General features: G+C 63.3%; 10 protein-coding genes and 1 pseudogene. 3 read left to right on the plus strand and 8 right to left on the minus strand.

Translation table 11 applies throughout. The features are described 5' to 3' along the window. Window positions 1–360: 360 nt before the first annotated feature. Window positions 361–1,383 carry an HNH endonuclease signature motif containing protein gene (locus ABGB18_RS44580; protein ID WP_347701765.1) on the minus strand — a complete coding sequence of 341 codons (1,023 nt, stop codon included), beginning with the start codon at window positions 1,381–1,383 and terminating at the stop codon, window positions 361–363. 31 nt (window positions 1,384–1,414) lie between these two features. On the opposite strand from ABGB18_RS44580, the gene ABGB18_RS44585 reads away from it, so the two are divergent. Then, complete coding sequence (locus ABGB18_RS44585; protein WP_347701766.1) at window positions 1,415–1,753, plus strand: nucleoside triphosphate pyrophosphohydrolase; 339 nt, start codon at window positions 1,415–1,417, stop codon at window positions 1,751–1,753. 55 nt (window positions 1,754–1,808) lie between these two features. Here ABGB18_RS44585 and ABGB18_RS44590 read toward each other — a convergent pair whose 3' ends face one another. The 4 genes from ABGB18_RS44590 to ABGB18_RS44605 all read right to left on the minus strand — a co-directional run bounded on the left by ABGB18_RS44590 (window position 1,809) and on the right by ABGB18_RS44605 (window position 8,603). Then, the gene (locus tag ABGB18_RS44590) at window positions 1,809–3,191 is read right to left on the minus strand and encodes an N-6 DNA methylase (RefSeq protein WP_347701767.1); all 1,383 of its coding nucleotides are present in this window, start codon (window positions 3,189–3,191) and stop codon (window positions 1,809–1,811) included. Between the two features lie 68 nt (window positions 3,192–3,259). Continuing rightward, the gene (locus tag ABGB18_RS44595) at window positions 3,260–3,913 is read right to left on the minus strand and encodes a hypothetical protein (RefSeq protein WP_347701768.1); all 654 of its coding nucleotides are present in this window, start codon (window positions 3,911–3,913) and stop codon (window positions 3,260–3,262) included. Between the two features lie 730 nt (window positions 3,914–4,643). After that, window positions 4,644–6,641 (minus strand): DUF2075 domain-containing protein, encoded by a 1,998-nt coding sequence (locus ABGB18_RS44600; protein ID WP_347701769.1) that lies wholly within the window; start codon window positions 6,639–6,641, stop codon window positions 4,644–4,646. Between the two features lie 45 nt (window positions 6,642–6,686). Continuing rightward, window positions 6,687–8,603 (minus strand): DUF2075 domain-containing protein, encoded by a 1,917-nt coding sequence (locus ABGB18_RS44605; protein ID WP_347701770.1) that lies wholly within the window; start codon window positions 8,601–8,603, stop codon window positions 6,687–6,689. A 685-nt stretch (window positions 8,604–9,288) separates the two neighbouring features. Between ABGB18_RS44605 and ABGB18_RS44610 the strand changes: the two genes are divergently transcribed. Then, on the plus strand, window positions 9,289–11,010 hold the full coding sequence (locus tag ABGB18_RS44610; RefSeq protein ID WP_347701771.1) for a DNA/RNA helicase domain-containing protein: 1,722 nt from the start codon (window positions 9,289–9,291) through the stop codon (window positions 11,008–11,010). A gap of 135 nt (window positions 11,011–11,145) precedes the next feature. Next, window positions 11,146–11,317, plus strand: a pseudogene (locus ABGB18_RS44615) (ISAzo13 family transposase); the annotation flags it as partial. A 109-nt stretch (window positions 11,318–11,426) separates the two neighbouring features. On the opposite strand, the gene ABGB18_RS44620 reads toward ABGB18_RS44615, so the two are convergent. The 3 genes from ABGB18_RS44620 to brxD form a co-directional block, all read right to left on the minus strand. Beyond that, the gene (locus tag ABGB18_RS44620; RefSeq protein ID WP_347701772.1) at window positions 11,427–11,852 is read right to left on the minus strand and encodes a winged helix-turn-helix domain-containing protein; all 426 of its coding nucleotides are present in this window, start codon (window positions 11,850–11,852) and stop codon (window positions 11,427–11,429) included. A 108-nt stretch (window positions 11,853–11,960) separates the two neighbouring features. Next, window positions 11,961–14,159, minus strand: a complete 2,199-nt coding sequence (locus ABGB18_RS44625; RefSeq protein ID WP_347701773.1) for a DEAD/DEAH box helicase — start codon at window positions 14,157–14,159, stop codon at window positions 11,961–11,963. Further along, window positions 14,159–15,487 carry a BREX system ATP-binding protein BrxD gene (gene brxD, locus ABGB18_RS44630; RefSeq protein ID WP_347701774.1) on the minus strand — a complete coding sequence of 443 codons (1,329 nt, stop codon included), beginning with the start codon at window positions 15,485–15,487 and terminating at the stop codon, window positions 14,159–14,161. The genes ABGB18_RS44625 and brxD overlap by 1 nt, the downstream gene beginning before the upstream one ends. Window positions 15,488–15,503: the final 16 nt, after the last annotated feature.

Raw genomic sequence — 15,503 nt, forward strand, 5'->3', positions numbered from 1 at the left:
GAGCACGGATGGTCGCACATCCGCTTCTATCGAGGGCTCCATGCTCTTGTCAGGCGATCGACGACACCTCCACATCCATGGTCATCCGATCGCTATCACCCGGTTTGCCTGCTGAGAAAACTTCAATCGCCTAAGCGGCGACTTGTTTCGAAGAAATTAGTCATACGGTCACGCGAAAACATGTGCTCTTCTTTGTAACGGCCGTGACGATCGCAGACTTCGGCCGGTCGCCATAAGTTGCTTGGGCGATCGGCTGCCGCGACCCTCCTTCGTCGGGCCTTGCCATCGGATGACAGGGGATCCCTAGTACCTCGGCCAGGAACCCGAAATCTGACGGCCGAGTCATGACGTGCGCCCCAGTCAGGTTCTGGCGAGGTGGCCAGCTACAGGTGGCGTCCAGACCGCCGGGAGCAGTTCTGTCGCCCTTCGGTACGCGAGCTTGAGGGTGCGGTGCCGCTCGGTCGTGGTCGCACCGGTCTGGGCCATAAGCACTTCGCGTAGCGGGTGACGTGATTCGATGAGATCGTTGTTGCGCTGTTCGAGCCACGGCATCCACGTCTCGTGCGGAGCTCGCCCTCCTTTGGCGTTGTTGCATGACCAGCAGGCCAGGACGAGGTTCCAGATGGCATCGACGTCGGGGCCTCGCCACAGACGGGTGAGCAGCTTCCAGGGCAGGACGTGCTCAACGATGGGTCCGCTGCTTGTGCTCCGCGCCATGAGCTCATTGCAGTAGGCGCAGCGGCCATCCTGATATCCGTTGAGAGCGGCGACCACCCCGGTCACGCTTCGTCGACGTTGCTTGGACTGGAGCACGAGAGCCTGTTTATCAGGATCGTAGACAAGCGACGGGCTCAGGACCCCATCGGAGATGCCCGTGGCCCACGCCGTCTCCACCAGCCGCCAGCGCGCAGCCGTTTCCGCATCCAGGTCCGGGGCATGCACCGATCCGGCGAGCTCAAGCAATTCGTCGCGCAGCATCAGACCGGGAGTGGCAGAGTTCTTGCGCTGATCCTCGTAATAGTTCACTGGTGCTTGATCACCGCCTAGCTTGGGGAAGGCGTCGACGACGTTGCTGAAGCCAAGCTGGACCGTGCGGCGGTGCAACGTGTCGCGATCAAGCTCGCCAGCGTTGAAGGCGCGGCAAGCGTCCAGGAATCTGCTGCGGGCCGAGGTCCCCTGCCGCGGCTGGCGCTGAAGGGCCTCACACAGGCGTTCCGCGTACCGCGGTGCCAGTTCTTCGAGCGTGACGTGGTTACGGCCGGTGGCAGCGACCTCCAGCAGGGTCGCGCCGAAGGCGAACTTGTAGGTGGCCGAGTTTGCGCCGTACAACACGATGGCACGCCATACGCTTTCACCGGTGACCACACCGCGGCGGTAGTCCATGCGAGCAGTATCGGCCAAGGAGGCGACAGTTTTGGGTCAGGGACAGACGATCGTTTACGGCAAACTGGTCCGTGATCGAATCCCAGAGATCATCGAAGCCGGTGGTCGTACAGCCAAAGTGCGCGTCCTCGCGGAGTCCGAGCTGGTCCCTGCCTTGACAGCCAAGCTCGTTGAGGAAACCGAGGAGCTCCGCCAAGCGGAGTCCGATGATCGGCTGGGAGAACTGGCCGACATCCACGAGGTTCTGGCAGCCCTGACAGCAACGCTCGGATTCTCTGACGAAGAGGTCCAGGCTGCCGCGCATCACAAGCGGATGAAGCGAGGCGGCTTCACGCTGCGGCTGTGGTTGGAGGAGGTAACTGCGGCCTAGGGTACTACACCCATCTAATTAGCCGCGGCCCTTAGCGAACCTCTGTCCAAGGCGTTCATTCCCTAGACGAACGAATCCTGCTCTGCTCAAGTAGATCCGCAACGACAGAAAATTCATCAAGAGCAACGGTGAGGTCTTCAACGATTTCCCGGGCGATCACACTTGAGGCAGGGGCGCTGTCACCGTCTCTCCGGCCCGAAGCCTTCAACCACGTGATGTCGAGGTTCACTTGATCACGATCCATTAGTTCCTCACATGAGAAAGGCTTGAAGCGTTCGGCCTCGACGCGACCGGCGCGAGATTCGCCCGGTCGGTAGCACATGACGAAGTCATCCAAGTCTTCGGGGACAAGCTTCCTCCTCACATCGCTGAAATGCTTGTCCGCACGGAAGTCATACACCCACAGCACAGATGTCTGCGGCACTTCAGGTTGAACCTCCTTCTTGTCGAAGAAAAGAACATTGGCCTTTACTGCAGTCGAGTAGAAGACGCCAGACGGCAATCGCAGTAGCGTATGCACATCAAAATCTGCGAGCAACTGTCGACGGACTTTATGCGCTGCGCCTCCTGCAAACAAAAAAGTATCCGACACGACGACGGCGGCCCTGCCAGGTACGCCGAGCGTTGACGCGATGTGCTGCAGAAAATTGAGCTCCCCATTCCGGGTATAAACTGGGGATCTCGGGATTGAATTCGTGCGCAGCCTGCGCCCGAAAGGTGGATTCGCCAAGATGATGCTCGGGGTTAGGAGTGGGGCCTGCAGTGTCGCATCCCGATCCTCGATCAGCCGCACAGCATTTCCGGTGTCCATCCCGTGCACAATCATATTCATCTTGGCCAGGCTAGACGCCTCCGCAACCAACTCCGTCCCGAAGATTCGGCTGCCATCCAACTGCGCGCGCTGCTCGGCCGTCATGTCATTGCGATGGTGTCGCAGGACATGGTCCCGTGCGGCCAACAGAAGGTTACCCGTTCCACAGGCGGGGTCGTAAATTATATCCGTCGGGCCAGGTTGGGCACAGTCGACCATTGCGCGAACCACTGCGCGCGGAGTGTAGTACTGTCCAAGGCCGGACCGATCGTCGTCCGCAGCTAAGGCGAGCAGCCTCTTGAAGACTCTCTCTGATGGCCCCGTGGTGCCGCTCTGCCCTGAATCCAAGGCATCCACCTCGACGATCAACTGTTTGAGCTTGTCCGGGTCTCGAATCGGGTTAGACGTACTATGGAAAATGTCCCCAAGAAGATCCTCCCGCGAAGCGAATGTTTGGAGGATATGGTCGTAGGCATCTTCTAGCGTCTGGCCATCCTTTGCCAGCAGCGCTTGCCAGGCATCGCTCAACAGCTGCAGCGTCAGATCAGGCCGATCTTTAGCCAGCTCGTGCCCACGCTTGAGAACCATCAAAGGTGCGACTTGGTCCAGGTACTCGCGTGCAGACACACCCTCATTTCGCAGTCTGCCGTAGGACTCCCACAGTTTCTCGGTCAGCTCAGGTGCCGTTGAACTGCTCAAAACAGTGCCTCTTCCTGATATGTCTGCCTGTTTCTGCTCTGCAGTGTCCGACTAACGCGATGGCGCATCGCCCGTTCGGCTCGGATCCGCTCTAACACGACGGAGATGGGCTCATCTGCCGAGTCTTGGCTCACCAAGCGGCCTGCAAACGCGTCGGCCATTAGCGATCCCCGCAGTTCTGCTGCCCGCTTCTTTGCAGTGGTGATCGTGGGCGCAAGACGTTGAATGACGTCGAGTTTCTTCCTGACATCGGCGACGATAAGTTCCTGTTCAGCAAGTGGCGGACGAGGGAAATCAACTCTGTTCAGGCGGGTTGCAGTCAGATGGGTGAGTGTTGTTGTCCCACGCGCCTCGCACCGAAAGCGCCCCGCATGCAGATGCCGGCGGAACACCAGGAGCGCCCACTCCGGTAGGACTCCAGGCTTGGCGCGAAACCGTAGGAGGCTGTTGGTGAAAGCCACATCCGCAGGAATACCCCGGTACATCGCGGGGCGGCCAAGATACTCTGGGCTCTGCCCCTCATTGAGAAGGATGTCTTTCTCTTCGAGACGGTAACGCTCGAAGTCCTGCGGCGGGATATTCATCTCCATGAGATCAGAAGTGTCGATGCGATCTTCATATACGTTAGCCACCCGCAGGTAGGGGCGCATATGAGGACCATTATGCCGGCTTGGGTGTCGCGCTCGTCCGACGTCGACCCGTCCAGCCTCAGCAACTGTCACCGAATCCCAATGCGATGGCGTCGGCATCGGCACCGCCTCCAACAGAATCCGCTTCGTCAGCAGCTCCACTCGCTCCGAAACACGCGCCATTGCCGCGTCCCCAGCATCTAGGTGGGCCACGTGATCCTCAAGAGCTGCAGCGATGCGGCGTTGCTCGGGGTACGGTGGCAGGTGCAGACGGAGGCCCCGCAGCTGTTTTTGCGACAGATACCTGACGCGACTGCCAGTGGCGTGAACCTCAAGCTCTCCTGAGAGGCTCATGTGCTCCATAAAGTAGCGAAGGTATCTGACATCTATACCATCGTATGGTCGGACTCGATGCAGATCATCTCTGTGAGTCATGTAGCCCGTGGAGTTTGGCCAGATCGCACAGCGGCCAATGTCGCCGATCTTGCAGATCAGCAGATCATTCGGCTCGAGACGAAAGAGTTCGCGTTCTTCTAACGGAATTTCTATAGTCGCAATGTCGTCTATCTCAATCCGTCCCCATCGAACATTCTCCCGCCCTACGGAAGGTATCGCGCATCTGTCACCTACGTTCCCGTAGTCAGACTTCTTTCCCAGACATGTCTCGGCAATCTCACCAATCGTCGTTGCGACCCAACCAGGAGGCAGGCACGGATAGGGGCGGTGAACCGAGTTCAAATTTGTGCCCTTCTCAAAACAGTTGGTCGGAGGTCGGTTTCGGCAGGTGGAACTGCACATGCGGCTCTGCGAACGCATCGCGCCCGACTGCGCTGAAGCTGAGTCGATCGAGTTCGTCCGCCAGGAGCGGGATGCCGGCGTTGGTGAGCATGAGCTGTGTCTGCTCGTCAGCCGAGAACAGGACGGCTCCGCGCGCCCCACGGGTTGCGAGAGTTCGGTAGGTGTTGCGCAACACTTCGTGCAGCCGCTCGCCTTGAACACCGCGCATCGCGTAGTCCTTGTTCTTGACCGCGACCCATTGACTGTCGCGCCAGACGTAGTCCTCGCCCATGATCAGACCGACGTAGTCCCACTCGAAGCTCTGGGCTGTGTAAATGCAACCTACTTGCTCAAAACCGGCCGGATCGGTAGCCCATGTTTCGGGACCGGGGATCCGCTTGCGCACGTACTTCTTGCGCGCGTTCCATGCCCGACACCACTCCCCGATGCGGATGTCCAGCTCCAGGTCCCCCTTACGATCGGTGGCCTTGGCCCACGGCCACCAGAAGCCGGCAACGATTCGGGCCGTCGCGTCCTGCGCCATCCGCAGTCGGAGATATTTTTCCATCTCCTGTGGGGAAGCAGCGAGGAAGACGTCATATTCATCGCGGGGAGTCCATGGACCAGGAGCACCACCGTGATAACCGAACAGATGCTCAACCCAGTCGACGTATTCCGGGCAGCGGCTGTGCCGGAACTGGCTGTCCAAGACGATCTCATGGACATTATCGGGCGCGACGCCGCAATCGTCGGCAGCCTGGCGAATCGTCTCCACCGTGCCGACCTCATCAGCACGGATCACCTGGTAGGGGTCGAGGAGAAAGACCGGGACACGAGCCGCATTGATCAACTCACACGCCTGCGGTACGCCCGTCCGGTCTGCCGCTCTGGTCCGGTGGTTGCTCGATGTCGGGCGAAGCCGGTGCCCCTCATCGATGACCAGGGCGTCGAGGTCGTTCTCGGTTCGCCAGCCGTGCTGGTTGAAGTAGGTGAACACTTTCTCGGCCTTTTTGCGAGGACCGCTGAGGTGCTCACGCAACGCGCCCGCGAAGGCGGAGCTCCCTGATGCGTGTTTGGCGGCAAAACCGAGGCGGTTCAGCCGACCCAGAAGCTCCAGGGCGAGCACGCTTTTGCCCGTACCCGGGCCGCCTTTGATGATAAAGACCTCTTTGTTGCTGGCCGAGCCTGCCCGCCGTACGGCTCGGATCACGCGTTCGACGGCCAGGTGCTGCTGGTCCAGCAGGACGAAGATGGGGCGTTCGCGCACTGCCTGGTCGACCGCGCGCATCAGGTCTTCGTTGGGACGAACCCGCGCCTCGTCGATGTCGCGTAGATGCTCCACGGCGTGATCACTCGAGATGGCGCCGGTGAGGAACGTAGCGAACTTGTCGCGCTCGTCCTTGGCGAAAATGTGCACGCTCCCGCCGCATTCGGCGGGCAGCGGCGCGGCTGGTGGCAGGATGCCTATCACGTCTTCGCGCTTGGCAACGTGCAGGTTGACCACGTAGTGCATGCGAGCCGAGTGTAGGTGCGACATGTGCTGCAGCATTGATTCGCCGTACGACCAGACCTGCTTGACGGGGTGCAGATCGCCCGCCGGACTGCCCGGATGGATCACTTCTCCGGGCTCGTGGCTCATACGCGCCCACGACCACCGTTTGTTCTCCACCAGGATGACCGAAAGGTCGCGTGTGCCGGGCTGAGATCCCACCAGCACCATGTCGATGCGGCCGTCGCTAGACAGGTTGTTCATCTCCAGGATGACCATGACGTCGCCCAGATTCGCCTCCACGAGCAGGTTGATGACGTGGCGGACACTGCTGCGCCACGTCTCCTTCTCGGAGGTGCCGACGGTGGTGTTGTAGACCTGCGCCGCCCGTGCGACCAGTTCACCTACCAGACCCTCTTGATCCTCGATGAGGCGCTGGTGGAGGTGAGCTGCGGAGGCGGCCAATAGATAGCGGGCTCTCATCGTGCTCCTGGCTGAGGGGTGAGCTGAGGGGTCGTTCTTCGCTTGCTACGTGGACGTGACCGGCACACCGTGCTGGTCGAGGAGCGGGACTCCCAGGTCGATCAGCAACTGATTGGTGGCCTCATCATGGGCGTACAGGACGGCTCCACGCATGCCGCGGGTTGCCAGCACGCGGTACGTGTTGCGGACCACGGTGGAGAAGTCGTCAGCATTGATTTGGTCACGGTCTTTGTTGTGGCGGCGCTCCGTCTGCCACCCGTTTCGCCACACCAGGTCCTTGCCGATGATGACGCCGGCGTAGTCGTACTCGAAGCCTTGTGCGCTGTAGACGCAGCCGACCTGGTTGACTCCAGCCGGGTCTGTGGCCCAGAGCGGCGACGGCGGAATGTCGCCCAGGTACTCCTCCGCCTTGGAGTTCCATGGCCGCCGCCACTCGTCGATAGTCACGTCGTCCGGCAAGGTGCCGTCGTCATTCGGCTTGTTCCACTTCCAGCAGAAGCCCGCGGCGATGCGGACCTTGTGCTCCTCCGCCGCTCGCGCCTTCAGGTAGTGCTCCATCGCCAGCGGAGTGGGGGCGACGTACAGGCTGAAGTCGTCCAGTGGCCGCCAGACGGGCCGGCCTTGCGGCGGCGCGAGCATGAGGAGCCGATCCACCCAGTCGACGTACTCTGGAGAGCCACCACTGCGGAACTGGTGCCGCAGGGTGATCTCACGCAAGCCGTACCCCAGTTCCCTTGCCTTGGCGCGGATGAGGTCGAGCGAGCCGACTTCACCACGGCGCACGATCTGATGATCATCGAGCAGGAAGACCGGTACACGTGCGGCGTGAATCAGCTCGTCGATCTGAGGTGGCGGCTCACGCATGTCGTTCTCGTCCGTGCGGTCGCGCGAGGTCTCGCGGATGCGGTGTGCCTCGTCCGCGATCAGCACCTCGATGTCATCGGGAGTGGCGTCGGTGAAGGTGTTGAAGTAGGTGAAGGCACCGCGTTCCTTGCTGGGCAGGCCCGCGTACTTCCACAAGGTGCGAGTGAAGGACCGGCTGCCGGTGGCGTGCACGGCGTGCACTTTCTGCCGGCAGAGCGTGCCCAGCAGCTCGAGGGCGATCACGCTCTTGCCGGTTCCAGGGCCACCGACGATGGCGACGATCTCCTTGCCACCGCTCTGCTTGCTCTTTGCCACCAAGTGCCGGACGTAGTCGTAGGCCTCGCGCTGCTCGTCCAGAAGGGGGAAGACCTGGCGTCCGCGCACGCACGCGGCGACCCGGGTCATCAGGCCCTCGGCGAGCCGGACCGGCGCCTGCAAAAGGGTGTCGGCATGCTCAGCAGCGTGCTTCCCGGACAGCCGCCGCAGCAGCGTGTCCCGAAACTCCTGCCTATGCTCCCCCTCGCCGTACATCGCCACCCAGCGCGGCACCCGGTTCTCCGGCTCTTGCGTGTTTTCCTGCTTCCGCGCCACCGGCCGCGCGGCGCGCACAAGATGCGCGGGTGCGTTATGCAGGTTGACGATGCCGCAGATCTTCTCGTCCTCCAGCATGGGGACAAAGCCACGCAATACCTGCAGGTAGCCCCACGTCTGATTGGCCGGGTGCAGGTGCGGGACTCCGTTCTTGCTGAGCCGCACCATCTCACCGTCGGGTTGGATCCAGCGCCACTGTTTGTTCTCGACCACCACGACCGACATGAGGTCTATCTCCGGGTAGGAGCCGACCAGGACCATGTCCATGCGTATGTCCGTGATGGGCGCCTTGAGCTCGAGCAGCACCTGGACGTCGCCGAGCCCCGCGTCGACGAGCAGCCCGACGACCGTGGGGATGCTGTTCGCCCAGGACTCGACCTCGCGAGGGTCCGGCATCTCCCAGAAGACCTCGTTGAAGCGGTCGGCCAAACGCTCGGCGAAGCCGCCGCCCGCGATAGCGGCGGCAAGGTCGCTGGCACTCCCCCGGTAGAGGCACTGCAACGCCATGTAAGCGCTCCTTCGCAACGACGACCGGCACGGTGCCGGCAGGCGTGGATGGGGACGAAGGGTGGTGCGACCTCGTACTGTAGCGGGGATCACCGACAATCCCATCAGACGGACGAGGACCTTCAGGGACCTCAACCCTACGAGCCTGTCCGCCGATGGTGCCGCCATCGGCTGGCTGCAGCGGATGAAAATCACGATCTTGCTCGAGCCGGCGTGCCGGGGCTTCTTCTCGACCCCTTCATGCGCCTCGGCTGGATTTCCAAGACCGCCTGCATCTAATTAGCGTGATAGCGCCTCGCTGAAGGGACATTTGGGATGTACGTCATCCCACAGGCATGCGCCAAGGAGGGCTGAAGCCCGTACGAGTTCTACCGATCGCGATTCCGCCAGGCGGTGAATGTGTCCACGTGTCACTTATCCCGCTACTCTCTGAACGACCATGTGATGTGGCCCGCTGGGCTTTCGCGGTCCTACGGCTCTAGCCGTAGCCGATAGACCCGCATCACACCCATCCATCGTGCCGCCTGGGGGACGATCTGTGACGGCTCTGCGGCTGTCTGTAGACAACCTTCTTGCTTCTCCAGACGGGTCCGCTCTGGAAGAAGCCATCGCCGACCACGTGCGGGCAGCAACAGGGCGCCGTTCCTCTCCGTCTGAGGTCAGGTCTTGGCAGCGCAGCCTGCCCGTGCTCGCTCGCGACCTGGCCGACGCCGGACTGCGCAGGGTCGAGATGCTCGTGGAGTACAAGCTCCCGCTGACCAGCCGGCGGGCCGACGTGGTGCTCGCCGGCGTGCATCCGCGCACCGGCGAGGACTCCTACGTCGTGGTCGAGCTCAAGCAGTGGAGCCGCGCCGAGCCGTCCGAGTCAGGCGAGCACCTGGTCATCGTGGACGGCATGGGCGGCGGCGAAACACTCCATCCGGCTGAGCAGGTGCGCCGGTACTGCGAGTACATGTGCGACTTCCTCGGCGTGCTCAACGGCAAGCCGCACGTCGTGTACGGAGCCGCGTACCTGCACAACGCGATGGACCTGGACATCGACGGCCTGTCGGAGCAGGTCCGCGACCAGCGCAGCCGCCTGTTCACCAAGCAGCGGCGCGGCGAGTTCCTCCGCTACCTGAGCGAGCGGCTGTCCGACAAGCCCGGCGCCGACGCCGCAGACCGGCTCCTGTCCAGTGCCGTCGCGCCCAGCAAGCAGCTCATGGCCTATGCCTCCAAGGAGATTCGCGAGCGCGAGCAGTTCACGTTGCTGGACGAGCAGCAGGTCGCGTACGAGCTGGTCATGGGAGCCGTCGACAGAGCCCGGCGAGCCGACTGCAAGCAGGTCGTCATCGTCACCGGCGGCCCCGGCAGCGGCAAGAGCGTCATCGCGCTGTCGCTCCTCGGCGAGCTGTTCAGGCAGGGCCGATCGGCGCTGCACGCCACCGGCTCGCAGTCCTTCACCCAGACCATGCGCCGCTACCCCGGGCGCGGCAGCACCCGCATCAAGAACCTCTTCAAGTACTTCAACAGCTTCACCGACGCCGAGCAGAACGGCATGGACGTGCTGATCTGCGACGAAGCGCACCGCATCCGCGAGACCTCCACCAACCGCTTCACCCCCGCGGCCAAGCGAACGGGACGCAGCCAGCTCGACGAGCTGCTGTCCGCCGCGCGGGTGCCGGTCTTCCTCCTCGACCAGCACCAGGTGGTGCGGCCCGGCGAACTCGGCACCGTGACCGGCATCGAGCAGTACGCCCGCGCCAAAGGCTACGACGTCCGCTTCGTCTCGCTCGACGAGCAGTTCCGCTGCGGCGGCAGCCGCAAGTACGAGCAGTGGGTCCTCCGCCTGCTCGGCCTCACCGACGGCGGCCCGATGGAGTGGGACGGGGACGACGACTTCGAGGTACGGCTCGCCGACTCACCACAAGAGCTCGAGGCGTTCCTGAGCACCAAGCCCGGCACCGCCCGCATGACCGCCGGCTACTGCTGGCCATGGAGCGACCCACGCCCCGACGACACCCTCGTCAACGACGTCGTCATCGGCGACTGGGCACGACCGTGGAACGTCAAGAAGGACCGCGCCGTCGGCGACTACCCACCCAGCATGCTGTGGGCCAGCGAGCCGAACGGATTCGGTCAGGTCGGGTGCGTCTACACCGCCCAAGGCTTCGAGTACGACTGGAACGGCGTCATCCTGGGTCCTGACCTGACCGTTCGCGACGGACATCTGACCACTGTCCGCAGCGAGAATAAGGATCCCGCATTCAGAAGCCGGAAAACCGTTCCCGACGGGGAATTCGATCAACTCGTGCGTAATGTATACAAGATCCTACTTACACGAGGAATGCGAGGAACAGCGATCTACGCAGTGAACCCTGAGCTGCGGGAGCGCCTCGTCGGCTTGCTGCGTGCGGCGAGGATTTAAGCGTCATCCTCAACGACAGGACTTTCGAACAAGTGTGCGTATTGATGACGCTAAGGACCTGCGGGGAAATAACTCGGAGCATTCCGGCCTCGCGGTCGATGGGCTGATATGAGCGTGTCGGCAGAGATCATGGAGATGCTGACGGCGAAGCTTGAGGCGATCTTGCCGCATCTTGGATGAGCGGCAACGCCGGCTCGGCGCGTAGGTTCGCGCGCTGAGCCATGGCGGGATCCGGGCGGCGGCCCAGGCCGCGGGCGCGCGAGAGGCGACGGTGTCGAGGGGCGTCGATCAGCTGGACGCCGCTGCTCAGCCGCTGGGACGGACGCGTCGCCGGTGCTGGAGGTGTTGGCCGATGCCAAGTGGCCGAACGAGTTGCCTGGTGGCCTAGCCATTTCGCTAGGCCACCAGGCAGATTGTTATGAACGTCCGGTATACGCCGAACTTCCCTGGTTACCGGGTGAGAGCTCGATGAGCACACTGTCGTCCTTGCCACCTTTGAGGCTGACATTGCTCAGCACATAGGGGGCCTGGTTGATGCGGATCTGGATGGTCCCCGTGTCGAGGGCGGTGATGGTGAGTTGCCTCCCACCGGAGAGGCTGACCACGGTCTCTTCCTTCCGCTCACCACCTTGAACAATCGAACCGATGCCCTGATGCGTACGGATCAGCTTCTGGCTTCTGAGGATTGCCAGGGCACGCTCGACCGTCCCCATGGAGACGCCGTAGGACTGCTCGAGGTCGCTGATGGACGGCAATCGCGCTCCGGGCGACAGCTCACCAGACGTGATGCGCTGCCGTAGGTCGTTCGCGATCTGCTCGTATTTTGGAATCTCTCTTAACATACCCAGGACTCTAATATCCCATATAAGAGTTGGGTAGGTGAACTCGCAATAGGTGACAGGGTTGGCTCCGAACGGCAAGCCTGTTACAGACCTCGACCTCACGCCTATTCAGCCGACACCGCCAGTGGGATACCCGAGCTGCAGGCGAACCGGCTCGGTCAGCACGGCGCGGGCTCCGTCGAGATCGGCCATCCGAGCTGCCATTGTCGCTATCGCCAGCCGTTCCGGTAGCACTACGGAGAACTTCAGGCCACTGGCCGCACGACGGTCGACGTCCGGCAGTACCAGGATCTCCCCGTTGCCTACGCTGCTACGAGCCTCTCGCCACATCTCAGGTGTCAAGTCCTCGCGCAGCCGTACGGAGAAGTCCGTCGGCCGCTGCACCGGGTCGGCGATCGACGGCAGCGTGGCGGCGAGCGTCGCGTTGGCGCGGTACCCGGCCCAGGTCCACCATCGCACGTCGTCACCTGCCCGGCTGATCAGATTCCCTGCCGGGTGCACGATGCTGGGCGCCTCCTCCTCACGCCATTCAGTAAGTCTTGCCTGAGCTCGCCGGGTCAGGGAGACCGTAGGATCCGTGCCGAGCAGGACCTCCCGCATGGCCCGCGTCAGTGCGTAGGACAGACCAGCGATGCCGCCGCTCGTCCATTTAGCGACACCGCCGCGGTCGGCGGGCTCGACGAAGGCCCGCCTGCGAGCCCAGTCAATGAAGGTCACCCGCCAGCTCCGGCCGCCGAGCAGCAGCAGGCGAGGTCCCGTTCTCTCCTCCGTGAGTACCGAGGGGTCGGTCTGCCCGATCTCCTGGCGTCCGGCCAGCACGGTGAACTGCGGTGGTGCGGTGAAGGAGGCGGTCAACTCGATGAAATTGCGCCGTCCGAAGCGCTTTTCGGCCTCGGGCCCGACGAACAGCATCCCGTCGTCCTCGTCAAGGAACCCTTTCTCGACCATGTACCGTACGATCGGAGCCGCTGAGCGGTCGAAGGGGACCAGGCCGTTCCACTCCCTCTCCCACACCCGGTTGCCGATGCGGTGCTGCTGGAGGGTGACGGCGAGCAGTTGTTGCGCTACCAGATGCCGCGGTTCCGGCGGCGCAGTCACCGGTTCGACCCAGCCTCGCCCCCACAAGAGAAGCAGTCCGGCGGCCTGGAGCAGCGACTCTTTCCTCGTCGCGAGAAACAGGCAGTTGCGCACAGTGCCAGCCCGCCGGCCAGTGCGACCGAGGCGCTGCAGGAAGGATGCAACGGTGCTGGGCGCATCAATCTGGATTACTCGGTCCAGGTCACCGACGTCGATACCGAGTTCGAGCGTTGAAGTAGAGACGATGACGCAATCGCGGGCCTCCGCGAAAGCTCGCTCCGATCGGGCACGCTCCTCTGCGGACAGTGAGGCATGGGATAGGAAAACATTCACCTCGCGGGCGCGCAGGGCCGCGCCCAACTGCTCTACTTGCCGCCGCGAGTCGCAGAACACCAACCGCTTCTCGCCTCGGTGCAGTGCCGCGATCAGTTTCGCGGCGTTGTCCAGCGAGCCGACATAGTCGAGTTCGACGTCACCCGCTGGGTGGAGACCCATCGGGCGAGAGCCGTCTAGGAAAGAAGTCTCGGAGCTGGTCGTAATCGAACTCGGAAGACCAGGCGCCACCACCTGGCCGGTCCGCTTGCCAGCGTCGGCCCCTTGTAGCCATTCAAGCAGCCGCTGCGGATTCCCCACGGTCGCCGACAAGCCGATCCGCTGAAGGGGATGACTGGTCACACGCTCCAGCCGTTCCAGCACGGCCAGCAGGTGCCAGCCGCGATCGTCGCCGGCGAAGGCGTGCACCTCATCGACGACCACTGCCCGGACGCGGCCCAACAGTTGTCCGTGGTCGGTCTTCACGCCGATCAGCATCGCTTCGAGCGATTCGGGCGTGGTGAGCAGGATGTCGGGTGGATCGGTGCGGATTCGCCGGCGCTGTGACTCCCGGATGTCGCCATGCCAGAGTGCGGCACGGCGCCCGAGCCACTGAGCGTAGGAGTCGATGCGCGGCAGGAGGTTGTTGAGCAGCGCCTTGAGCGGGCACAGATAGAGCACCGACGTGCCGATCCAGCGCCGTTGCTCCATTGCTGACAGCAGCGGGAAACAGGCTGCCTCGGTTTTGCCTCCCGCGGTTGGGGCCAGCAGGATGGCGTCCTCGCCATCCATGAGGGGTGCGATTGCTGCTCGCTGCAGCGAGCGTAGATTGGGCCACCCGAGAGTGTTCACGATGTGGTGCAGAACGACTGGGTGAAGACGGTCCAGCCAATCACCAGGCTCGCTGCCGGACGTCATCACAGGTCCAGATCGACGTCGTCGGCTGAGGCGGCGAGATTTCGTTCGGTGTCGGTGAGCTCGTCGCTCCGCACGGTCAGCTTGTAGTGCCGCCGGGGATCGAAGTCCTCGAACTGGTCGACGCGATCAAGCACGTCGCCGACGAGCTTTTTCAGGAACAGCCGGGGAGCCACACCGACCTTGCCGCCAAGCGCCCCGCCGACCGCCTGCGCCAGGTCAGCGATGTACGCGTCGGTTACGAACTCCTTGACCCTTTCGGGAGCATCGGCTCCGGCGGCGTAGAGATCGCGGACCGTCACTCCTAGGTCTATCAGTGAGTCGGAGGTGAAGCCGGGAAGCCGGAGTTGGACTGCGCGCGGGTTGTCGAAACGGGGATCGGTGGTGAAGTCGGTCGCCAGCCGCTGGGCCAACGGCGCTAGGCGCTGCACTCCCTGTTGCCCGTCGTAGAACGCTGGAGTACCGGTGATCAGTAGATACAGCCCGGGGAAGCGGCCTGAGTGCACCTCGTCGATAAGCTGCCGCAGCGCGTTGAGTGCCTTATCACGTGCGTCGGCCCGCACCCGCTGCAGGGTCTCAACTTCGTCCAGCACGACGAGGAGCCCGGGATGTCCGGAGTCGCGCAGCACCGTCAGGAGCCCCTGCAGGAAGCCGAGTGCCCCGAAATGGTCGAGGTCGCCGCGCACGCCCGCGAACCGGCGTGCGGCGGCGGCGACATGTGGCTGCCCGCCGAGCCAGGCCAGCACCGCGGCGGCGGTCGCCTCATCGCGTGCCGCGAGCGCGGCCCGGTAACCGCGCAGCGCCGCGGCGAACGACGGCGCATGCCGCGACACCTCAGTGAGCCGGGCGACCAGCAGCTTCTCCACCTCCGCGGTTAGGTCACCCTCGTCCGCTCCATCGGCGAGGGCGTCCTCCTCCAGCGCGTAGAACCACGCATCCACCACCGACCGCAGTGCGCTTGGTGGAAAACTGGCAGTGGTGAGTCGTTCCGTCAGTCGCCGGTAGACAGTCTCCAGCCGGTGCAGGGGCGTCTCGGCCTCCGATATCTGGATCTCCGAAACGGCAAAGTTCCGGCGTTTCGCCTGCTCCCCAAGCCACCGGGCGAAGAACGTCTTACCGGTTCCGTACTCTCCCCGCACAGCCTTGAACACCGACCCACCGGAAGCGACCCCGTCCAGTTCGGCGTCCAGTGCCGATTCGAACCTCTCGAGGCCGGTGGCGAGCAGATCGAGCCCGCTCTCGGGTACGGCACCGCGCCGCAGCGCATCGATTACGGCACGGCGACGCACCGTACTGACCTGAGCGGAAGGGGACGGCCGAGCAGTGTTCACGCCTGCCAGTCTCCCA

Source organism: Nonomuraea sp. B12E4, from assembly GCF_039871825.1.
Lineage (GTDB): Bacteria > Actinomycetota > Actinomycetes > Streptosporangiales > Streptosporangiaceae > Nonomuraea.